This is a genomic window from Rhodococcus sp. NFXS4 (assembly GCF_058139645.1).
In genome coordinates this window covers 3,045,417-3,066,230 of sequence record NZ_CP192221.1, presented here as the reverse complement: position 1 = coordinate 3,066,230, position 20,814 = coordinate 3,045,417, and the positions used below count along the sequence as shown (strand labels likewise).

Below are 20,814 nucleotides of genomic sequence, written 5' to 3'. Positions count from 1 at the left end.
GCAGTTCGAGGCTACCCACTACCGGGCGTGGAAGAATCCCGACCATGCCGCGCACCGCCGTACCCGACGCGATCCACGACATCATCGGTGCGGCACTCGCCCCGCTCCCGCCGCACCGGCGGGACACCTTCACTCTCCGTGTCGAGCGCTGGTGGCCCGATCTCCACGAGGCCGTCACCGCCCTGTACGCGGAGCCCGATGCGGTGGCGCGCACCCTCGTCGAGCGCGCGGCACACGCGTTCGCGGACCGGCCCGACGAGCTGCACCGGCTCGACGAGCGGCGTCTGCTGGAGCCCGACTGGTTCCAGCAGCCCACCATGTTCGGGTACGCCTGTTACGTCGACCGTTTCGGTGACACTCTGTCCGGTCTGGCGGATCGGCTGGACCACCTGACGGATCTCGGTGTCACCTACCTGCACCTGATGCCGCTGCTCACGCCGCGTCCGGGCGACAACGACGGCGGGTACGCGGTCATGGATTACCGCACGGTGCGGGAGGACCTCGGGACGGTCGACGATCTGCGGGCGCTCGCCACCACCCTGCGCGAGCGCGGGATCAGTCCCGTGATCGACCTGGTCCTCAATCACGTTGCTCGCGAACATGAGTGGGCGGAACTGGCGCAACAGGGCGACGCAGTCCACCGCGACTACTTCCACATCCATCCCGACAGGTCGACGCCCGACGCCTACGAGCGCACGCTGCCCGAGGTGTTCCCCGACTTCGCACCGGGGAACTTCACGTGGGAGGACGGCGTCGACGGCTGGGTCTGGACGACCTTCAACGAGTGGCAGTGGGATCTGAACTGGGCCAATCCCGCGGTGCTGGTCGAGTTCGTCGACATCGTCGCCGCTCTCGCGAACCTGGGCATCGAGGTGGTCCGTCTCGACGCCATCGCCTTCCTGTGGAAGCGGCTGGGAACCAACTGTCAGAATCAGCCCGAGGTGCACGCGATCACGCAGATCCTGCGGGCGACGGCGCGCATGGCCTCGCCTGCGCTGTTGTTCAAGGCCGAGGCGATCGTCGGACCACGAGATCTGTTGCCCTACTTGGGAACCGGATCGCACACCGGTCGGGTGTCCGACATCGCTTACCACAACAGCCTCATGGTCCAGGTGTGGTCGATGCTGGCCTCGGGCAGCACCGAGCTGGCGCGCCACGCCCTGTCGACACTGCCACCGACTCCGCCGGGCGGGACGTGGGTGACGTACGTGCGGTGCCACGACGACATCGGATGGGCGATCGACGACGGCGACGCGGCCGCGATGGGTCTGTCCGGCGCCGGCCACCGACACTTCCTCGCCGACTGGTATTCCGGAGAGTTCCCGCAGTCGTGGGCGGAAGGTCTGGTGTTCCAACACAATCCGGACACCGGCGACCGTCGGATCAGCGGGACGGCGGCGGCGCTCTCGGGCCTCGGTGCGGAGCGACGGGATCCGGACGGCGCGTTCGCCCGGCTGTTCCTCGCCCACGCCCTCGTCGCGGTCTGGGGCGGGATCCCCGTGGTGTGGAGCGGGGACGAGATCGGCTCGCCGGGTGATCCCGACTGGGCGGCGGAACCCGGCCACGAGGACGACAACCGGTGGGTGCACCGACCGCGCGTGACCGACGCCGACAGGGCGCGACGCCACGAGCAGGGCTCCGACGCGCAGCGGGTGTTCGACGGCATCGCGCACATCGCCCGCGTGCGGTCGGATCTGCCCATGCTGCATGCCGAGGCGCCGGTCGACGTTCTGGGCGATCTGGACGACGGAGTGCTGGGTGTCCGCCGTCGGCACCCGAGCGGCACACTCGTCGCCCTGTTCAACGTGAGCAACACACACCGCCCGGTGGCGGTGTCCGTCCTCGGCCGCTCGGGAATCGTCGCTCCGCGGGAGGTGCTGACGGGCGTCGGGTCGGTCGACGACGACACCGTCTGGCTCCCGCCGTACGCCGCCTGGTGGGTGGTGGACGGCTAGCCGTCCCGGAACCTCGCGTCGATCCACCGCATCGCGAACGGCAGACCGGACAGCGCGCCCACGAAGTGGTCGCCGAACACGGGCCGGTACTCCACGTCCGCGCCGCGTCCGCGCCACGCGTCGACCAGGTTCAGGACGCCCTGCTCGGGGATCCACCGATCGGCGAACCGGGGCACCGCAGCACCGTGATAGAACGCCACGGGTACGACGGGCGCGTCCGCCCCCGGAGTGTTCGCCTCGATGACGGCGCGCGCGGTGGCGGACTCGAACACGCCCGGGTCCACGGACAGCCGTTCCAGTCGCAACCGCGCCAGCCCGGACAAGGCCAGCGGGACGACGGACAGGTCCTTGATCATCGACGCGAGAACGATGCCGGTGGGGCTGAACTGCTCGACCAGGGCTGGGTGTTCGCGAGCCATGCCGATGATCGCCGCCCCGAAGAGGCCGGCTCCGAGAGTGCCGTTCATGGTCCCGCGCAGCAAGCCGACGTCGACCGGTGATCCTCCGGCCACGGCGCCGCGCAGGACGAGCTCGGGGGCGTAGGAGGGGTGCAGTTGCGCGGCCCAGGCCGTCGCGATGGCACCGCCGCTGTAGCCGTAGAGGGCGGTCGGGCTCGTCGCGTAGGACGGGTCGAGCGCGACGAGTCCGCGGATGCTGTCGAGCACGGCGTGCCCTGCCATGGTCCCCTCGGCGTAGGCCATACGCGGTCCCTGATGGTCCGGGATCAGCACCGCGTACCCGCGCTGAAGCCAGAGCGGAACCACCGTGGGGAAGTCCTGGCCGACGCCGTGGACGATGCGATACGACGGTGTCGACCGGGTGCCGAGCGAGTCGATCGCGACGTTGTGCACGACCACGGGCCGGGTACCCGACCCGCGCCACGGCCTCCTCGGTTCCATCAGCGTGGCGGTGACGGGCACCGAACGACCGAGAGCGTCGGTGGAGCCGACCATGAACTGGCGCAGGCGGGTTCGTGGTCGCGGGAACCATCCCGTCGCATCGCGGTGGCGCACGAGGACACCCGGTGACAGGTCGTGATCAGGCGTGTCGAAGAAGGAGTCGTCGGCGATGGGGGTCGGCAGGATGGCGGCGTGCGGATCCGCCGCCATCTCTGGTGTGATCCGCCCCGCGATCAGTCGATTCATGCTGCGCGACAGCGCCATGGTTCCCCCCGTTCGGGTCACCGTACTGCCTCGGGCAGCGGGCGTGGCAAGAATCTCCTCGAGTCCAACGGTGTCGGCCGACGGCGCCGACGAGCAGTCTCGTCTCCCGTGACGACGACACACGACCGAGTGACCGACGGCCCGGCGACCGACGAGGCCCTCCGCGCCCGCTTCCAGCCCGTCTTCGACCGCATCGCCGAGGGCGCGGTGGCCCGCGAGAAGGACAGACGGCTCGCCCACGACGAGATCGCGCTGCTGCGCGAGGCCGGCTTCGGCGCACTGCGCGTGCCGGTCGAGCACGGTGGCTCCGGCGCCTCGGTGACGCAGTTGTTCTCGCTGCTGGTCGATCTCGCGGCCGCCGAGTCGAATCTGCCGCAGGCGCTGCGCGTGCACTGGAGCTTCGTCGAGGACCAGGTGGCGGCAGAACCGGGACGCGATCGCGACGCGTGGCTGCGGGCGATCGCCGACGGCACACTCGTCGGTAACGCGATCACCGAGCCGGGTGTCGGGGCGGTGGACCACTACCGCACGACGGTCACGCGCGGCCCGGACGGTCTGCGTCTGAACGGCGAGAAGTTCTACAGCACCGGCAGTCTCTACTCCGACCACATCCTGGTCGCTGCCGACCTCGACGGCGAGCGGGTGTCCGTGCTCGTCGACGCGGACGCTCCCGGCGTCGTGCAGCGTGACGACTGGGACGGCTTCGGGCAGCGGCTCACCGTCAGCGGCACCACCACGTTCACCGACGTCGCCGTCGACGAGTCGCGCCTGCTCGGACCGGGGTACGGCGCACCCGGACGCACGTACGCGACGTCGTACCTGCAGCTTGTCCAGCTCGCGGTCCTGGCCGGCATCGCGCGCCGCGCCGCCGACGACGTCACCGCGTGGGTCCGCGCCCGCACCCGCAGCTACACCCACGCCGCCGCCGACCTGCCGCGACACGATCCGGTGGTGCAGCAGCTCATCGGGCGGCTCGAAGCTGCCGCCTGGTCCTCCCGCGCCCTGGTCCTGTCGGCGGCCGCGGACGTCGAGAGCGCCGTCGAGGTGGGCGACGACGCATCGCTCGACCGGGCCGAGCTGAGCACGTCGCACGCCCAGGCCGTGGTCGTCGACCTCGTGCTGGACGCGACGACGCAGTTGTTCGAGGTCGGCGGAGCATCGATCGTGTCGGAGACCCTCGCCCTCGATCGGCACTGGCGCAACGCGCGCACCATCTCCGTGCACAACCCGGTGCTCTACAAATTGCGCTCGGTGGGTGCTCACGTGCTCAACGGCGATGACCTGCCCTACGCCTGGTCGGCGGGGAACAAGACGAGCGTCGCGGCGCCCGCTACCGGCAGGGGATAGCGTCACGGGCATGACACACGCCGGTGGCACCGACCCGAAGCCCTACTCCACGGGGGAGCGGGTGTTCGGTCCGCCCAACGGCACGTTCGACGCGGACTGGGCGGCGACGGCCCTGCGCTCGAACCGGCCGGAACTCGATCACGCGACGTCGGTACGTCTGGTGGAGAAGGCCTGGGACCTGCTGCGCTCGCAGGGGCTGCGCGGCGGCGAACTCGCCGATGCCCTGGATCTCGAGCCCGGGCTGGCGTCCGCGGTGTCCGACGTGGCGACCGAGACCGCGCGCTTCTACCTCGACCGGTGACCGCTACCCGGTGGTCGGCCGAGCGCAGCGCCGAGGACTCGCACGCCTACGTCGCGCGCTTCCGGGAACTGGAGGCGTCGGGCGCGGACATGCACGGGGAGGCCCGCTTCGTCGACGCCGTGCTGCCCCGGGCCGCGCGTGTCCTCGACGCAGGATGCGGAACCGGACGACTGGGCGCGGAACTCGCGCGGCGCGGACACACGGTGACCGCCGTGGATCTCGACTCGGTCCTGGTCGAGGAGGCGCGTCGACAGCACGGCATCACGGTGGTGGAGGGCGACCTGGCGACCATGGATCTGGAGCCGCAGTCGTTCGACGCGATCGTGGCTGCCGGCAACGTCATGGTCTTCCTCGCCCCGGGCACCGAGTCGACGGTGCTCCGGCGCTGGCACGACGCGGTGGTCCCGGGCGGGGTGGTGATCCTGGGGTTCGCGACGGACCGCGAGTACACCGCCGACCGGGCCGAACGAGACGTCCGGGAGGCCGGCTTCACGGCCGTGCAGCGCTTCTCCACCTGGTCGGTGGCACCGTGGCGCGAGGGTGCGGAATGGGTTGTCCTGACCGGGTACCGACAAGCGGGAAGTCTCTCGGGCATCGGCACGCCTGGCTAGAATTCGGACATGACACGACCCACGATCGACATGGACTACACGGTTCTCGACTGTCCCGATCCGGTGGCGCTCGGGCGTTTCTACACCGCTCTGCTGGGGTGGAAGGTGGTGCAGGACGATCCCGACTGGATCGTGATCGAGGGCACCGGCGGCTCGCGTCTGGCCTTCCAGAAGGCGCCCGACTTCGTCCCGCTGTACTGGCCCCGGGAGGGCATCCGCATCCACCTCGATCTCGTGGTCGACGACATGGAGGCGGCGCAGGCCTTCGCTGTGGAGCAGGGTGCCCGCGTGCTGGACGACGACGGCGAACACCCGGGTTTCCGCGTGTTGCAGGATCCCGTCGGTCACCTCTTCTGCCTGTGCAGGCGCGACTGACTGCTGCGCCCTACCATCACCCCATGACCACCGACAGGGTCCACGAGTTCGTGATCGAACGTTCCGTCCTCGTCGACGCTCCGGCGTCGACCGTGCACGGTTTCCTCGACGATCTGCACCGGTGGACGTCCTGGTCGCCGTGGGAGGGCAGCGACCCCGATCTGTCCCGCACCTACAGCGGCTCGGAGTCCGGGGTCGGGGCGTCCTACGCCTGGTCGGGTAATCGCAAGGCCGGTGCCGGGTCGATGACCATCGTGGATTCGACGGACGATCGTGTCGTGCTCGATCTGCTGTTCACGAAACCGTTCAAGGCCACGAACGTGACCACGTTCCTGCTGTCGCCGGCAGGAAGCGGCACCGAGGTGACGTGGCGAATGACGGGACAGCAGAACCTCGTCGCGCGTCTCGTCGGCAGGATCGTGCCGATGGACAGGTTCATCGGCAGGGACTTCGAGAAGGGACTCGCCGCGCTGAAGTTGCAGGCGGAGCAGCAGGACCGTTGACGTGACCGGTCGGCTCACGGCCACCGACGCCCGCATGTACTGGCTGTCGCGGCGCCTGCCGAGCGACCAGTTCCTGCTCTACGCGTTCGACGGTGTGCTCGACGACCCGGACGCCGTCGCCACGGCACTCGTGCGTCGGGCGCGTGTGGTGGACGGGCTGTCGGTCCGTCTTCGCGAGACGCGGTGGACGGCCGACTACCCCTACTGGGTGCCCACGGGGGTGACCCGCGACCGGGTCCGCGTCCACGCCGGCGGGACGTGGCAGGACTGCCTCGACCGGGTGGCGGAGACCTTCGGGGATCAGGTCGAGCCGCGCCGCGAGCCGTGGCGCGTGCATCTGTACCCGTGCGTCCACGGGGTGCCCGGCACGACGGGGTCGGCGACGGTGCTCGTCCTGCAGATCGCGCACGCACTCGGGGACGGCGGGCGGGTGTCGGCGCTGGCTCGCGCGTTGCTGTCGGACGAGCCGTCAGCGGCGGTGCGCACGGTGGTGGTGCCGGCGCCCCTCGCGGTCGCGCGTGGTGCCGTCGAGCTTCCCGCACGGGTGATCGGCATGGTGCGTCGGGCACGTGAGGCGGTGGTGGCCGATCGTCGGCGCACGGCCGACACGGCGGCCGGCGTCATCCCCGGCCCGCCGCTTCCCCGAGCGCCGACGCTGCTGTCCCGCCCGGCAGGCGGAACCACCCGCATCCGGTGCGTGGTGTGCCCGGCGTCGGACCTCCGCACCGACACCGTCAGTGTCACCGTGGCCGCGCTCGTCGTGGTGTCGGACGCGATGAGTCGGCATCTCGCGTCCCTGGGCGAGCCGGTTCCGGACGACCTCGGGGCCGAGGTCATGATCGCCATACCGGGGGATAGTCGAACCACCGCTGCTGCCAACGCTTTTCACAACGCGGGGGTGGATCTGCACCCGTCCGTGCAGGATCTCCGCGCTCGGGCACGGGCGATCGACGACTCCCTGCGAGATCGGCGAAGACGGCTGGAACACCCCGCATTCGGGGTCGGCGATCGTGCGACGGAGACCGTTCCCGCGGTGATCGTCCGGCGCGACGTCGACCGCGCCGACCTGTCGGTGGCGCCGACGACGGTGGCGGGTCACACGGTGGTCTCCAGTGTGAACCGAGGCGTCGCCGACCTCACGCTGAGCGGTCGGCCCGTCGTGCTGAGCGCCGGGTTCCCGGCCCTCTCGCCGACGGTCGGCGTCACGCACGGAGTGCACGGCATCGGCGACGTGGTGACCCTCTCGATCGTGACGAGCGACGACGTCATGGACGCCGACGCGTACACCGACTGCCTGCGGGAGGCCGTCTATCGAGTGCGGGAAGCGCTCAGGTGACCCGCCTACGCTGCTGACATGGCACTGTCCACGTCGGTACGACCCAGCCCCGTCTTCCTCGCGGTCGTCGCCGTCGCCGTGATCGGCGGTGTTCTGGCCTGGAACTCGACCAGGCCGGGCGACGTCCTGTCGTACGCCGGTGTCTTCGTCCTCGTCATCGGTGGATGGGTGGTGTCCCTGTGTCTCCACGAGTTCGCCCACGCGGTGACGGCCTGGCGCTTCGGTGATCACGACACCGCCGCGCGCGGCTATCTCACGCTGAACCCCCTGAAGTACACGGTGCCCGGTCTGTCGATCGTGCTGCCGCTGATCTTCGTCGCGCTGGGCGGGATCGGTCTGCCGGGCGGCGCCGTGTGGCTGAACACCAGCGGTATGACCAGGCGGCAGCGGACGACGGTGTCCCTGGCCGGCCCGTTCGCCAATCTCGTTCTCGCGGTGATCCTTCTGACGATCGTCGCGGTGTGGGCACCGGGCAGCGAGCACGCGGCATTCTGGTTCGGCACGAGTTTCCTGGCGTTCCTTCAGGTGGTCGCGGTGGTCCTCAACCTGATCCCGATGCCCGGCCTGGACGGGTTCGGCGCGATCGAGCCGTATCTGTCGACCGGGGCGCGGCGGTCGTTCGCGCAGATCGGGCCCTACGGGGTTCTCATCGTGGTGGCCCTGTTGTTCGTGCCGCAGGTCAACCGCGTCTTCTTCGACGCGGTGTACTCCCTGTACGAGCTGTCCGGCGTCCCCGCGGGGTGGGCCCAGAGCGGCGGCGTGCTCACGCGGTTCTGGACGCAGTGGTACTGATCGCTGGGGACGAGGGGACTCACGGGACTAGCGGGGTCCCTGAGGTCTGTGGTGCAATAGCGCCGGAAATCGTGAGAAGTTACCAGCCCGGGCCGTCATGTCGAGGAAGGCGCGCCGGGCGAATCGAGAGGTAGACCCCAGTGCACGTGTCGCGTCGTCAATTGTTCCGCTATGCCGCCGCCGGTTCCGTCGCGGTCGGGGTCACCGGTGTCGCCGCTCGTGGCGTCGCCTCTGCCGCGCCCGCAGCACCCGCAGCGTTGGGCACGATCGTCGACTACGCCGGGGGAGTGCCGTCTGCCTCCGCCATCGCCGCCGCCGGCCATCTGGGCGCCATCCGCTACGTCTCGGACCGTCGACCCGGTGCCGCCTGGATGACGGGCAAGCCGATGACCGCCGCCGAGGCGGACGAGCTCACCGCGGCCGGTCTCCAGGTGGTGTCGTGCTACCAGTTCGGCAAGGGGGCGACGGCCGACTGGCGTGGCGGATTCGCCGCCGGCGTGAAGCACGCGACGCGCGGCCTCGAATTGCACACGGAGGCAGGCGGACCGGCGGACCGGCCCATCTACGCGTCGATCGACGACAACCCGACCGCGGTCGAGTTCGCCGCGATGATCGCGCCGTACCTGCTCGGCTGGCAGTCGGTGGTCGGGGCCGAGAACACGGGCGTGTACGCCAACTCGCCGACCATCGACCTCGCGGCGGCAGCGGGACTCGGTGCCTGGTACTGGCAGCACAACTGGGGGACGCCGAAGGGCTACGTGAACCCGGCTGCCCACCTGCATCAGATCGAGATCGACAAGCGAGCGATCGACGGAGTGGGTGTGGACGTCAACACCGTGCTGCGCGAGGACTACGGGCAGTGGAGCCTGTCCGCGTAACGCGGCGGCGACCTCGCACGACACACCTGTCACAGCAGTCACACCTACGGAGAGGCACCACCATGGAGCTCATCGACTACCTGTACGCGATCGCCGGAGCGATCTACACCCAGATCTCGACCGCGTTCGGTTCCTGAACACCGTTCTCGTCCCGATCGTCAGACGACGAAGGCACCGATGGTCGGCAGGAAGCTGCACGTGATGCCGGCCTCGGTGCTGATCGACCCGGAGACGGCGGCCAGGACGCGACCGGTCCCGGTGTCCGCGAGTGCGGAGAGCGTGGCCGGGCCGTCGGGGTTGATCCCCGCGGCACCCGTGAGCACGGTCGCTCCGGTGCGACCCGTGTCGACGTTGACCCAGTTCGCCGTCAGCGGCGCTGCCTGCACGTCGGCGAGCGGTGCGGTGCCGAGTGCCGTGAAGACGAAGCCGGCCTGACCGGCTGCGGGTCCGGGCGGCGGCAACTGTGCCGGGCCGGGTACCGCGAGCGCGCTCGCGACGGAGTCGGCCGTGGCCGAGATGCAGCCCTTGCCGACGGTGGGGTAGAAGAACTGCGAGATGACCGGGCCGTTCTGGGGGATCTCGGGGCCGCCACCACCGCTGCCGTCGAGGAACGTGATGATGCTGGTGAGGATGCGCTTCGCCTGGTCCGACAGCGGGGCCGTGGCCAGCAGCGCCTTCGCGCGCACCAACAGATCGCTCTGCGGCGACGCTGCGTCGCGCTCCGCGGCGTCGAGCAGGGTGGGGGCCAGGGCGGCCAGTGCCTCGTAGCCCGGCATCACCGAAACCTCGGCGGGCAGCGGCAGGACTGGGGCGGGTGCTGCGCCCGCCGCAGCGGGTGCGACGAAGGCGCAGGCGGCGGCGACGGCCACTCCGCTCAGAACACGTCGCGCTGCGACGCGCGTTCCCGTTGTCCCGATGTCCCGCATGATGTCCCCGTTTCTCCTCCGGCCGCCTCGAACCGTTCCGAGGCGACCCACGATGCACTATCTGCCCGTCACCGCCGTGCGAGGCAGTCGGGCGCGGGGTCACTCTATGTACACGGAGTGACGGTTGTACAGCAGCTCACCGGTCGATCGACCCGTGTCGCTCGCTCCGATTCGAACGGTAGTCTGTTAATAGAGTGTCTGGTGTTGCCAGAGTGAACAGTGATGTGATCGTTACTGCTGTGAGCCGTGTCGCGTGACAACGCGGCGGCCCCGTGGTGCAGAAGAGTCACGTCGCACGGTGCGGATAGGCTGCGCTCTGGCTTCGACCCCCGTCGATCGGAAGAGCACTCGTGAGTGAAGTACGGCGATCGGCCGGGCGCACGTTGCTGGCAGCAGCACCGGCCCTGTTCGTGATCTCGCTGATCCTGCGTGTGGTGTGGACCGTCGCCACCCCCAACGGCAGCAACTGGGTCGATCTCCACGTGTACGTCGACGGTTCGGCCCGCCTGTTCAGCGGCGACCTCTACGACTTCACCTACTCGGAGGAGACTCCCGACTTCCCCCTGCCCTTCACGTACCCACCGTTCGCCGCGCTCGTGTTCTATCCGCTGCATTTCCTGCCGTTCCCGGTGGTGGGCGCTGCCTGGATGATCGCCACGATCGCCGCGCTGTACGCGGTGGTCCGGCTCGCACAGGGCATGGTCGGGTCGGGCCTCTGGTCCGGACACCGGGCGGCGTTGCTCTGGACGACGGTGGGCCTGTGGACCGAGTCGATGCGCACCACCCTGGACTACGGCCAGGTCAACGTGTTCCTGGTTCTGCTGGCGATGCTCGCGGCCCGCAGCGCCCGCTGGTGGCTGTCGGGTGCCCTGGTCGGCGTCGCGGCAGGCGTCAAGCTCACCCCCGCCATCACCGGCCTCTACTTCCTGGCGCAGCGTCGGTGGGCGGCCGCCGCGTTCTCCGCCGTCGCGTTCGCGGCGACGGTCGCGATCAGCTTCCTGCTCGTGGGGTCCGCCGCGACGACGTACTTCACCACCCTGCTGGGCGACGCGGACCGGATCGGTCCCGTCGGCTCGGTGTGGAACCAGTCCCTGCGCGGAGCGCTGTCACGCGTGGCCGGGCAGGACGTCGGCCAGGGGCCGGTGTGGCTGGTCGCGGCGGCCGTGGTGCTGGCCGCGGCATTCCTGGCCTGGCGGACGCTGGCACGCGACGATCGCCTGGGGACGCTCGTCGTCGTCTCGTTCGTGGGCCTGATGATCTCGCCGATCTCCTGGTCCCACCACTGGGTCTGGGTGGTGCCCATGTCGATCTGGCTGATGCACGGTCCGTTGTCGGGTGCGCCGGGAGCGCGCGTGCTCGCGGGGTACTGGCTCGTGGTCACCCTGATCGGCGTGCCGTGGATCCTCAGCTTCGAACAACCGTCCATCTGGGACATCTCGCGCCCGTGGCCACTCGCTCTGGCGGGATCGGTCTACGCCGTCGGCACCCTGGCACTGTTCGTCTGGATCGCGGTGGTGGGCCGCCGCGTCACCTCGCCAGGCGGTCGATCGCGGCCGCGAGCAGGACGTCCTTCCCGGTGAGTCCACCCGCGGAGTGCGTCGACAGCCGGTAGGTCACCGACCGCCATCGGATGTCGATGTCCGGATGATGGTCCGCCGATTCTGCCTCCTCCGCGACGCGCCGGACGAGGTCGATCGCCTCGAGGAAGCTCGCCGACTCGACGGTGCGGACCAGGGTGTTCTCGTCGTGCTGCCAGTCGGTCAGGCGGGTGAGTGCGTCGTCGATCTCCGTGTCGTTCAGCAAGTCGGCCATACTGCGATGGTGCCAGTTCCCGAGCCCGCGCTGGTGGTCGCGGGCGCCCTCGTCGAGAACGGGCGCCTGCTGCTCGCGCGTCGCGCCTTCCCACCGGAACTGGCGGGACTCTGGGAACTGCCCGGCGGCAAGGTCGACCCCGGCGAGACCCCCGAAGACGCACTGGTCCGGGAACTGCGCGAGGAACTGGGTATCGAGGTGACCGTCGGCGAGCCCGTCGGTGTCGACGTCGCACTCTCGGCGTCGCTGACACTGCGCGCCTACGCGGTCACACGGTTCTCCGGGACGGCGACGGCGCTCGAGCACGAAGCCCTCCGCTGGGTCGACGCGGCGGATCTGCACGGAGTCGATCTGGTGCCGGCGGACGCCGCGTGGCTGCCGGATCTCGCGGCGCTGCTGTAGTCAGGCCGCGCGGGCTTTCTTCAGACCCTTCTTCAGGTCCTTGCCCGTGACACCTGCTTGTTCCAGTTTCTTCATCCGCATGATCACCACCGGACACGTCAGACAGCGAGTCTTGCTGCGGCAGCACTTCTTCTTGGCCTTGCCGCGAGCGACCTTCGATGCCGAGGACATCGGGTGAGGGTAACCTGAGGTGGAGCCCGTGCCGACCGTCCCGGCCTGCGTGACCGCCGTCACCCGAGCCGACCGAGTAAACTGATCCGGTCGCGCTTCTCGTCGGCGACGCAGCGCGCTCTCTGGGAGAGGAAGCCGCTCGCTCTTCACCCCGCATTCGACCCAGGAGATTTCACGCGTGACCAGCCCCACCGCCAGTCAGACCGTACCCACCACCTTCCGCAACGTCGCCATCGTCGCGCACGTCGACCACGGCAAGACCACGCTCGTCGACGCGATGCTGCGCCAGTCCGGTGCCTTCGAGGAACGCGCCGAGGCCATCGACCGCGTGATGGACTCGGGTGACCTGGAGAAGGAGAAGGGCATCACGATCCTGGCCAAGAACACGGCCGTGCACAAGCGCAACGCCGACGGCAGCACCACCGTCATCAACGTGATCGACACCCCCGGCCACGCCGACTTCGGTGGCGAGGTCGAGCGCGGCCTGTCCATGGTCGACGGTGTCGTGCTGCTCGTCGACGCCTCCGAGGGCCCGCTGCCGCAGACGCGCTTCGTGCTCCGCAAGGCGCTCGCCGCGTCGCTGCCCGTCATTCTCGTGGTCAACAAGACCGACCGTCCCGACGCGCGCATCGAGGAGGTCGTCTCCGAGAGCCACGACCTGCTCCTCGACCTGGCGTCGGACCTCGACGACGAAGCCTCCGAAGCTGCCGAGCTGGCCCTCGACCTCCCCGTCCTGTACGCCTCCGGCCGTGAGGGCAAGGCGTCGACGAAGCAGCCGGAGAACGGACACGCTCCCGACGCGGAGAACCTCGACGAGCTGTTCGAGATCCTGCTCAGCTACATCCCGGCACCGAAGGGCAACGTCGAGGCGCCGCTGCAGGCTCACGTCACCAACCTCGACGCCTCCGCCTTCCTGGGCCGTCTCGCCCTGGTCCGCATCCACAACGGTGAGCTCAACAAGGGCCAGACCGTGAGCTGGATGCGCGAGGTCGACGGCGAGCCCGTCGTCCAGAAGGCCAAGATCACCGAGTTGCTCACCACCATCGGTGTCGAGCGCGTTCCCGGTCAGAAGGGCGTCGCCGGTGACATCGTCGCCGTCGCCGGCTTCCCGGACATCATGATCGGTGACACGCTGGCCGACCTCGAGAACCCGGTCGCCCTGCCGCGCATCACCGTCGATCAGCCGGCCATCTCGGTGACCATCGGTACCAACACGAGCCCCCTGGTGGGACGCGTGAGCGGCCACAAGCTGACCGCCCGCATGGTCAAGTCGCGTCTGGACCAGGAGCTCATCGGCAACGTCTCGCTCAAGGTCCTCGACATCGGTCGCCCCGATGCGTGGGAGGTCCAGGGTCGTGGCGAGCTCGCGCTCGCCATCCTCGTCGAGCAGATGCGCCGCGAAGGCTTCGAGCTCACCGTCGGCAAGCCGCAGGTGGTCACCCGCCAGGTCGACGGCAAGCTGCACGAGCCCTTCGAGGAGCTCACCATCGACACTCCCGAGGAGTACCTCGGCGGCGTCACGCAGCTGCTCGCCGCCCGTAAGGGAAAGATGGTCCAGATGACGAACCACGGCGCAGGCTGGGTTCGTATGGAGTTCATCGTCCCCTCGCGCGGTCTCATCGGCTTCCGCACGGACTTCCTCACCGACACGCGCGGCACCGGCATCGCCAACGCCGTCTTCCACGGTTACGCACCGTGGGCCGGCGAGATCCGCGCGCGCCACACCGGCTCGCTCGTCTCGGACCGTCAGGGCAGCGTCACCCCGTTCGCCATGATCCAGCTGGCCGACCGCGGCACGTTCTTCGTCGAGCCCGGTGCGGACACCTACGAGGGCATGGTCGTGGGCATCAACCCCCGCCAGGAGGACCTCGACATCAACGTCACCCGCGAGAAGAAGCTGACCAACATGCGTCAGTCCTCCGCCGACGTGATGGAGACCCTCGCCAAGCCGAAGAAGCTCGACCTCGAGATGGCGATGGAGTTCTGTGCCGGCGACGAGTGCGTCGAGGTCACGCCGGAGGTCGTCCGCGTGCGCAAGGTGCACCTCGACTCCAACGAGCGTGCGCGCGAGCGTTCGCGCAGCAAGTCGCGTGACAAGGCTGCTCTGTAATCATGTCGGTGGCGCGGGTGGGTGCGGCGCTGGCCGCTGCCCTGCTCGCGCTGTCCGCGTGCACGGCCGATCCACCGCCGCCGATCCAGAGCACCGAGACGGCCACGACGACGCCTCCCGCAGCGCCGGCGGCCACGGGCAATCCGGTCGTGGTGGCCATCGACGACGTCGGTACGGGATTCAACCCGCACCTGTTGGCCGACCAGTCGCCCGCGAACACCGCGGTGTCCACACTGGTGTTCCCCAGCCCCTTCCGCCCCGCGTCGGTGGGGACAGGAGTCGAGTGGCTGCCCGACGCGTCGCTGGTGCTGTCGGCCGAGGTGACGTCACAGGCCCCGTTCACCATCACCTACCGGCTGCGCAACGAGTCGCAGTGGTCGGACGGTGCGCCCATCGCGGCCGAGGACTTCCGCTACCTGTGGCAACAGATGATCGACGCGCCCGGCGTGGTGGATCCCGCAGGCTACGAGGCGATCGACGACATCGCGTCCTCGGACGGCGGCAAGACCGTCACCGTCACGATGGCGACGCCGTACCCTGCGTGGCGCGAGCTGTTCGAGAATCTGTTGCCCTCCCATCTGCTCAAGGACTCGCTGGGCGGCTTCGAGCGCGGACTGCGCGACAACGTGTCCGTCTCCGGCGGACACTTCCGCATCGAGTCGATCGATCGTGGCCGCGACGAGATCCTGCTCGAGCGCAACGACCGCTACTGGGGGTCACCCTCCACGCCCGATCAGATCCTCCTCCGACGCGGGGGCAGCGACGCCCAGCTCGCCGACTCGATGCGCTCCGGTGACGCCCAGATCGCCGAGGTGCGTGGCGGTTCGGCGACACTGGCGCAACTGGGCGCCATCCCCAACGTCCGTACGGACACCCGGTTCCGTTCGCGGACCCTCGAACTGACGTTGAACGGCCGGGTGCCGGAGCTCGCGGACGCCGACGTGCGCCGCGGCGTCATGGGTCTGCTGGACGTGGACCTGCTGTCCACCGTCGCGTCGGGCACCGGCACGGCCGCGAACACCGTTCGCGCGCAGGTTCTCTCGCCGTCCCAGCCCGGCTACGTCCCCACGGCTCCGCAGTCTCTCCCGCGGGACGAGGCACTGCAACTGCTCGCCGACGCGGGATTCGTGCCGGTGCCGCTGCCGCCGGCCCTGGCTCCCACCTCGGGCCAACCCACCGCGACGACGACGCCGGTGCCGGGTACCACGCGCGCGCTGACCGTCGTGATCGGCGCTCCCGAGAACGACGCGGTCGCGGTCGCGGTGGCCAACACGGCCGCCGATCAACTCCGCGACGCGGGCGTCGACGCCAGCGTCGCTCCCACCGATCCGGAGGAGTTGTACGGCACCGCGCTGCTCGAGGGCACGGTCGACGCCGTCGTCGGGTGGAGCCACGTGGGTACCGATGTGGCCACCGCCTGGTCGTCGCGCTACGGATGTGCAGCAACCGATCTCGCGACGTCGACGACGACGGCACCCGATTCCGACGCCGACCCGGTGGCGGCGAGCAACCTGTCCGGAGTCTGCGATCCGTCGCTCGAGCCGGTGATGGACCAGAGCCTGAGAGGCGACGTGAACCCGACCGAGGCCGTCATCGCGGCGCAGCCGCAGCTGTGGAACCTGCACACCGTGCTCCCCATCGCGCAGGACAGTTCCGTCGTCGCCGTCGGTCCCGGCGTGAGCGGCGCGACGCTCGCGGGGCCCGTCGAACTCGGTGTCTTCGGGGACGCGGACGACTGGATGCGGGTGACGCCGTGACGGAGCGGCCCCGGATGCTGGTCGTCCATGCGCACCCCGACGACGAGACCATCACCACCGGCGGCACCATCGCCCGCGCCGTGCGGGCGGGCGTGGACGTGACGGTCCTGACCTGCTCGCTCGGCGAGGAGGGTGAGGTGATCGGGGAGACGTGGGCCGGACTGGTCGCGGATCGCGCGGATCAGTTGGGCGGGTACCGCATCCACGAGCTGACCGTGGCGCTCGAGGCGCTCGGATGCCGGCCGCCGCGGTTTCTCGGCGGTGCCGGGCACTGGCGCGACTCGGGCATGGCCGGAACCCCCGCGGCACGCCACCCGCGTGCCTTCGTCAACGCCGACCCGGACGAGGCCGTCGGCGCGATGGTCGAGGTCATCCGTGACGTTCGCCCGCAGGTCCTCGTGGCCTACGACCCCGAGGGCGGCTACGGCCACCCGGACCACATGCAGGTGCACCGGCTGGCTGGACTGGCCGTCGAGGCGGCGGAGGACCCTGCCCGGTTCGCCGAGACGGGGCCGGCCTGGTCGGTGGACAAGATGTACTGGACGGTCACCGGTCTGCATCAGTTGACCGCAGGCCTGAGCGACCTCGGCGACGTCCCCCAGCAGTGGCGCATGCCTGTCGAGGGCGAGCTGCCGAGCGTGCCCGACGACACGATCACCACGTCCGTCGACGTCCGCCCGGTGCTCGATCTCAAACGACTCGCGTTGTGTGCGCACCGAACTCAGGTCACCGTCGCGGAGTCCGGTCGGGTCTACGCCCTGTCGAACGACATCGCGCAGCCAGTCCTCGAGGACGAGCAGTACATCCTCGTCCGCGGCGATCTCGGACCGGTCGACTCGTCGGGGCGCGAGACCGACCTGTTCGCGGGGATCGTGTGACGGCCCCCAGTGTCTGCCCGGGGACGGTGTGCGGGTCCGAACCGGGCTCGGTGCCGGGTTATGCTGTGAGCGGCATCACCGGACGGGGTCGGACGTACCCGGTGAGTTCGACTCGAAGGAGCTCTTCCCATGAATTTCGATCTTCAGTACGCCATCGTGGCGTTCGTGGATTCCCTGCGACCCACAGCCGATCTGCAGCGCGAGATCTACCTGAACTCCGTGGGCGGCTTCGCGACGTTCGTGAGCAACTACCTCACGTCGATCGGGTTCCCTCCTCGCTGACGTTCACGGCGCCGACAGGATCGGCGCGATGACGGGCCACGCCGGGGAGGGCGTGGTGTCCGGCATCAAGGCGTCGATCGTCGGCGCATTGGTGCTCGACGGGTTCCTGTGCGCCGTGACCGCAGTGCTGTTCCTCCCGCTGTATCTCGGAAGCACTCCGTTCCCCGTCAGTGGTGTCCTCGCCGGCATCGTCAACGTGATCCTCGTGCGGGTCGCGTTCTCGATGACGCACAACGTCTCCCGCGCCGCTCTCCCGGTCGCGGGATTCTTCGTGGGTCTCGTGCTGGCCATGCTGGGGGGACCGGGTGGAGACGTGCTCGTCGTGGCCGACTGGCGCACCCTGGTCCTCGTGGCAGGCGGGTTGCTTCCCGCTGTGGTGCAACTGTTCGCGTTGCGCATGGGTCAGTTCGCCGAACTCGGACGCGGCTGACTCCTGTCGATTCCGGCGGCGTCGGCCGCCGCGGCGAGCACCTGCTCCACCATGGCCGGCGTGAGCCGTCCGGTGAAGGTGTTCTGCTGGCTGACGTGGAAGCACCCGAACAGATGCAGGTCCGGCAACTCCTTCTCCGGTGACGTCAGCACGACGTGCGCACCGTGGCCGAACTTCGGGCGCGGTCGGGGGATCGTCCACCCCGCGCCGTCGAGGACCGGAAGCAGTGCCTGCCAGCCGAACCCGCCCAGGACCATCACTGCCCGAACGGTCGGCGCCAGGATGTGCAGTTCCGTCTCCAACCAGTGACGGCACCGGTCGCGCTCCTCCGGTGTCGGCTTGTTGGCCGGGGGAGCGCAGTGCACCGGCGACGTGATGCGCGTGCCGATCAACTCGAGGCCGTCGGCGATGTGGGTCGCCGTGGGCTGCGTGGCGAGGCCGACGGCGTGCATGGCCGCGTAGAGAACGTCGCCGCTGCGGTCGCCCGTGAACATCCGCCCGGTGCGATTCGCGCCGTGAGCCGCCGGCGCCAGGCCGACGATCAGCAGCCGAGCGTCCACGGGGCCGAAACCCGGAACCGGTCGGCCCCAGTAGGTCTCGTCACGGAACGCGGCACGCTTCTCGCGCGCCACCAGCTCACGCCACTCCACCAGGCGCGGACACGCGCGGCACTCCGACACCGCCACATCGAGTTCGGGGATGCTCCGGGGTGTACCGGAGGCGGGTGTCACGGGCGCTCCACCCACACGTCGCCGGCACCGGGCTGAGCGCTCTCGACGATCGACCACGCGTGGTCGGCGGGTACGTCGAGGACCGTGTAGCGGCCCGTGCCGGCCGCGGTGGCGGCGACGATGGTCGCGACACCGGCCCGTCGCTGGAAGAAGGTCTGCCGGACACCCCAGGCGACCACGCCGTCGGTGTCGAGGACCACGCGTCGCCGGTCGAGGCTGCCGTGCTCGGTGATCAGAACTCCCGGGTGGGCACGGTGGCCCAGGGCGGCGTACCGATCGAGCGCCAGGGCGACGGCGGCCACCACGAGGAGCGCGACGCCGATCCACGCGGCGATCGGGACGTCCCGGCCGGTCGACCGGACCACGAGGAGTGCGACAGCGACCAGCAGGACCGGCCCGACGGCGCGGGTGAGCCTGCGCCGCAAAGCCGCCGGTCCGTGCTTCTGCAGTGTCACCGTGGCCGGCGCGCTCTCCGGCAGACCCGCCAGCACGTCGTCCATCGTGTGGCGGGCGGCCGGCAGGGGAGCGGGTGGCAGGAGCAGCGACGACTCCTTCTCCGAAGCGGACACCCCGGTCATGACGGCATCCAGGCGTGCTCCGCGCGCCCACCGCAGGACCAGCGGTCGACGCAGCGTCGCGCCGCGGAGGCGGTCGCGGTCCAGCGTCGTGTGCCGCGTCGACAGCAGTCCGTGGCCGACGCGGAGCCTGGTGCCGTCGTCGGTCACGGAGAGGTTGCCGTAGACGACCAGGTAGCGCACCACGGAGACGATGCTCGACACGACGAGCAGCAGGGCCGCGGCGACGACCACCGCGACCACGATGCCGAGGCGCAGAACGGCCTGATAGGTGTCGTCGAGGGCCGGCGAAGAGGCGATGTCACCGGCGAACCCGGACTGGAACACGAGCCCGAATCCCGCACCGACGACGACGATGCCCGTGGCCGTGAAGGGGGCGAATCGAACCCAGCCGGTGCGGAAGTGGGCGATCTCACGTTCGGGCGTCACGGCGGGTTCGGTCACTGCGACCGGATCCACTCCCACCGTCCGGCCGGTGCCCGCCAGCAACTCCTCACGCAGGGCGGGGACCAGGTTCGAGGCGAGGGCGTTCAGCTCGAACGAGTCGGCCTTGTCCGACTTCTGCTGACCGGTGCCCACGGTGAGGATCGACAGTCCCAGCAGTCGGTGCAGCGGCCCGGCTCGCACGTCCACACTGCGGATTCGACCACGCGGAATGGAGAGCACCTTCTTCTGGAAGAGCCCGCGGCGCAGCTGGACGTCGTCCGAGCCGATGCGGTACCCGGTGGTGAACCAGCGCAGGATCGCCGCGCCCACGAGGAGGACCACGACGATCAGGCCCCAGACGTGCGTGCCGCTCTGCGATCCGAGGACGAGGGACACCAGGAGCACCGGCAGCAGGCGGACCAGCTCGGTGACCGGGTGGATCAGGAGCATGCGCGTGTCGAGTCGCAGCCACGGCAACTCGTCGACGCGCAGGCCGGCGTCCTGCGTCACGTGGCGTCGCCTCGTGAGCGTGCGGCCGCCGCGGTGATGGCGGCGACGGTGCGATCGGCGGTCGCGAGGTCGAGCCCCGCGATCTCCAGAGCTCCCGCGGAGGACGCGGTCGTCACCGTCACGGTGGCCAGTCCGAGTGCCCGGTCGAGCGGCCCGCGCTCGGTGTCGACGGTCTGCACTCGGGACAGGGGAGCGATGCGCCGTTCCTGAGTCACCCAGCCGGTGCGCGTGTGGACGGCGGTGTCGCTCAGTTCCCAGCGGTGCACCCGATAGCGCCACTGCGGCGCGATGGTCACGTGCGCTCCCGCGAGGACCACCACGGCGACGGCAGCGGCCACCACGGGCGTCCAGGACGGGCGCTCGACGTTCACCGCGAGCACCACGGCCCACACGATTACGGCGACGACCACCGGGAGCCACAGCAGGGCGGCTGCCACGGCCCACAGAATCTTCGCCCGCGGATCGGGGCGATGCGCGGGATCGGTGAGGACCACACCGGGACTGTTGTCGGACACGTCGCATCACCCCTGCTGTGGCACGCCT

The 20,814-nt window shown here is 69.9% G+C and carries 23 protein-coding genes; 16 read left to right on the top strand and 7 right to left on the bottom strand.

Annotation, left to right across the window (positions count from 1 at the left end; genetic code table 11):
* Positions 1-44 precede the first annotated feature (44 nt).
* The gene (locus J4E04_RS14325; RefSeq protein WP_490148855.1) at positions 45-1,955 is read left to right on the top strand and encodes an alpha-amylase family protein; all 1,911 of its coding nucleotides are present in this window, start codon (positions 45-47) and stop codon (positions 1,953-1,955) included.
* Here the strand turns inward: J4E04_RS14325 and J4E04_RS14320 are convergent.
* On the bottom strand, positions 1,952-3,118 hold the full coding sequence (locus J4E04_RS14320) for a lipase family protein (protein ID WP_082544616.1): 1,167 nt from the start codon (positions 3,116-3,118) through the stop codon (positions 1,952-1,954). The two genes, J4E04_RS14325 and J4E04_RS14320, sit on opposite strands and share 4 nt — an antisense overlap.
* 108 nt (positions 3,119-3,226) lie before the next feature.
* On the opposite strand from J4E04_RS14320, the gene J4E04_RS14315 reads away from it, so the two are divergent.
* From J4E04_RS14315 to J4E04_RS14280, 8 genes are all read left to right on the top strand, one after another.
* Entirely contained in the window at positions 3,227-4,465 is a 1,239-nt protein-coding gene (locus tag J4E04_RS14315) for an acyl-CoA dehydrogenase family protein (protein WP_490148854.1), read from the top strand.
* Positions 4,466-4,475: 10 nt separating this feature from the next.
* Positions 4,476-4,766, top strand: a complete 291-nt coding sequence (locus J4E04_RS14310) for a hypothetical protein (protein ID WP_204866744.1) — start codon at positions 4,476-4,478, stop codon at positions 4,764-4,766.
* Positions 4,763-5,377, top strand: a complete 615-nt coding sequence (locus tag J4E04_RS14305; RefSeq protein ID WP_285188406.1) for a class I SAM-dependent methyltransferase — start codon at positions 4,763-4,765, stop codon at positions 5,375-5,377. Before J4E04_RS14310 ends, J4E04_RS14305 begins: the two co-directional genes overlap by 4 nt.
* Positions 5,378-5,386: 9 nt before the next feature.
* Positions 5,387-5,752: a VOC family protein gene (locus J4E04_RS14300; RefSeq protein WP_490148853.1), complete on the top strand. Its 366-nt coding sequence runs from the start codon at positions 5,387-5,389 to the stop codon at positions 5,750-5,752.
* 23 nt (positions 5,753-5,775) lie between these two features.
* The gene (locus tag J4E04_RS14295; protein WP_490148852.1) at positions 5,776-6,255 is read left to right on the top strand and encodes an SRPBCC family protein; all 480 of its coding nucleotides are present in this window, start codon (positions 5,776-5,778) and stop codon (positions 6,253-6,255) included.
* A gap of 1 nt (position 6,256) precedes the next feature.
* Positions 6,257-7,591, top strand: a complete 1,335-nt coding sequence (locus J4E04_RS14290; protein ID WP_490148851.1) for a wax ester/triacylglycerol synthase domain-containing protein — start codon at positions 6,257-6,259, stop codon at positions 7,589-7,591.
* Between the two features lie 18 nt (positions 7,592-7,609).
* Positions 7,610-8,383, top strand: coding sequence for a site-2 protease family protein (locus J4E04_RS14285; protein ID WP_490148850.1), 774 nt, complete (start codon positions 7,610-7,612; stop codon positions 8,381-8,383).
* A gap of 140 nt (positions 8,384-8,523) precedes the next feature.
* Positions 8,524-9,261, top strand: a complete 738-nt coding sequence (locus J4E04_RS14280; RefSeq protein WP_222627421.1) for a DUF1906 domain-containing protein — start codon at positions 8,524-8,526, stop codon at positions 9,259-9,261.
* A gap of 158 nt (positions 9,262-9,419) precedes the next feature.
* On the opposite strand, the gene J4E04_RS14275 is transcribed toward J4E04_RS14280, so the two are convergent.
* On the bottom strand, positions 9,420-10,187 hold the full coding sequence (locus J4E04_RS14275; RefSeq protein WP_490148849.1) for an Rv1157c family protein: 768 nt from the start codon (positions 10,185-10,187) through the stop codon (positions 9,420-9,422).
* Positions 10,188-10,537: 350 nt separating this feature from the next.
* Between J4E04_RS14275 and J4E04_RS14270 the strand changes: the two genes are divergently transcribed.
* The gene (locus J4E04_RS14270; RefSeq protein WP_051612927.1) at positions 10,538-11,767 is read left to right on the top strand and encodes a mannosyltransferase; all 1,230 of its coding nucleotides are present in this window, start codon (positions 10,538-10,540) and stop codon (positions 11,765-11,767) included.
* Here J4E04_RS14270 and J4E04_RS14265 read toward each other — a convergent pair.
* Positions 11,715-11,999, bottom strand: a complete 285-nt coding sequence (locus J4E04_RS14265; protein WP_490148848.1) for a 4a-hydroxytetrahydrobiopterin dehydratase — start codon at positions 11,997-11,999, stop codon at positions 11,715-11,717. The genes J4E04_RS14270 and J4E04_RS14265 overlap by 53 nt on opposite strands.
* Before the next feature lie 6 nt (positions 12,000-12,005).
* On the opposite strand from J4E04_RS14265, the gene J4E04_RS14260 reads away from it, so the two are divergent.
* Entirely contained in the window at positions 12,006-12,401 is a 396-nt protein-coding gene (locus J4E04_RS14260; RefSeq protein WP_027503887.1) for a (deoxy)nucleoside triphosphate pyrophosphohydrolase, read from the top strand.
* On the opposite strand, the gene J4E04_RS14255 is transcribed toward J4E04_RS14260, so the two are convergent.
* Positions 12,402-12,572, bottom strand: a complete 171-nt coding sequence (locus tag J4E04_RS14255; protein ID WP_204866762.1) for a hypothetical protein — start codon at positions 12,570-12,572, stop codon at positions 12,402-12,404.
* Between the two features lie 178 nt (positions 12,573-12,750).
* On the opposite strand from J4E04_RS14255, the gene typA reads away from it, so the two are divergent.
* The 5 genes from typA (at position 12,751) to J4E04_RS14230 (ending at position 18,029) form a co-directional block, all read left to right on the top strand.
* On the top strand, positions 12,751-14,682 hold the full coding sequence (gene typA / locus J4E04_RS14250) for a translational GTPase TypA (RefSeq protein WP_037183854.1): 1,932 nt from the start codon (positions 12,751-12,753) through the stop codon (positions 14,680-14,682).
* A 2-nt stretch (positions 14,683-14,684) separates the two neighbouring features.
* Complete coding sequence (locus J4E04_RS14245; RefSeq protein WP_490148847.1) at positions 14,685-16,439, top strand: ABC transporter family substrate-binding protein; 1,755 nt, start codon at positions 14,685-14,687, stop codon at positions 16,437-16,439.
* Positions 16,436-17,317, top strand: coding sequence for an N-acetyl-1-D-myo-inositol-2-amino-2-deoxy-alpha-D-glucopyranoside deacetylase (gene mshB, locus J4E04_RS14240; protein WP_490148846.1), 882 nt, complete (start codon positions 16,436-16,438; stop codon positions 17,315-17,317). Before J4E04_RS14245 ends, mshB begins: the two co-directional genes overlap by 4 nt.
* A 129-nt stretch (positions 17,318-17,446) precedes the next feature.
* The gene (locus tag J4E04_RS14235; RefSeq protein ID WP_162246780.1) at positions 17,447-17,599 is read left to right on the top strand and encodes a glycoside hydrolase family 6 protein; all 153 of its coding nucleotides are present in this window, start codon (positions 17,447-17,449) and stop codon (positions 17,597-17,599) included.
* A gap of 28 nt (positions 17,600-17,627) precedes the next feature.
* On the top strand, positions 17,628-18,029 hold the full coding sequence (locus tag J4E04_RS14230) for a hypothetical protein (RefSeq protein WP_490148845.1): 402 nt from the start codon (positions 17,628-17,630) through the stop codon (positions 18,027-18,029).
* Here the strand turns inward: J4E04_RS14230 and J4E04_RS14225 are convergent.
* Genes J4E04_RS14225 through J4E04_RS14215 form a run of 3 tightly spaced genes read right to left on the bottom strand, consistent with a single transcriptional unit; the run spans position 18,002 to position 20,786 of the window.
* A complete protein-coding gene (locus J4E04_RS14225) occupies positions 18,002-18,760 on the bottom strand; it encodes a uracil-DNA glycosylase (protein WP_056447629.1) in 759 nt (252 codons plus the stop codon). The genes J4E04_RS14230 and J4E04_RS14225 overlap by 28 nt on opposite strands.
* Positions 18,757-20,271: a PH domain-containing protein gene (locus J4E04_RS14220; protein ID WP_490148844.1), complete on the bottom strand. Its 1,515-nt coding sequence runs from the start codon at positions 20,269-20,271 to the stop codon at positions 18,757-18,759. Before J4E04_RS14220 ends, J4E04_RS14225 begins: the two co-directional genes overlap by 4 nt.
* Positions 20,268-20,786, bottom strand: a complete 519-nt coding sequence (locus J4E04_RS14215; protein WP_027503881.1) for a PH domain-containing protein — start codon at positions 20,784-20,786, stop codon at positions 20,268-20,270. Before J4E04_RS14215 ends, J4E04_RS14220 begins: the two co-directional genes overlap by 4 nt.
* Between the last annotated feature and the right edge of the window lie 28 nt (positions 20,787-20,814).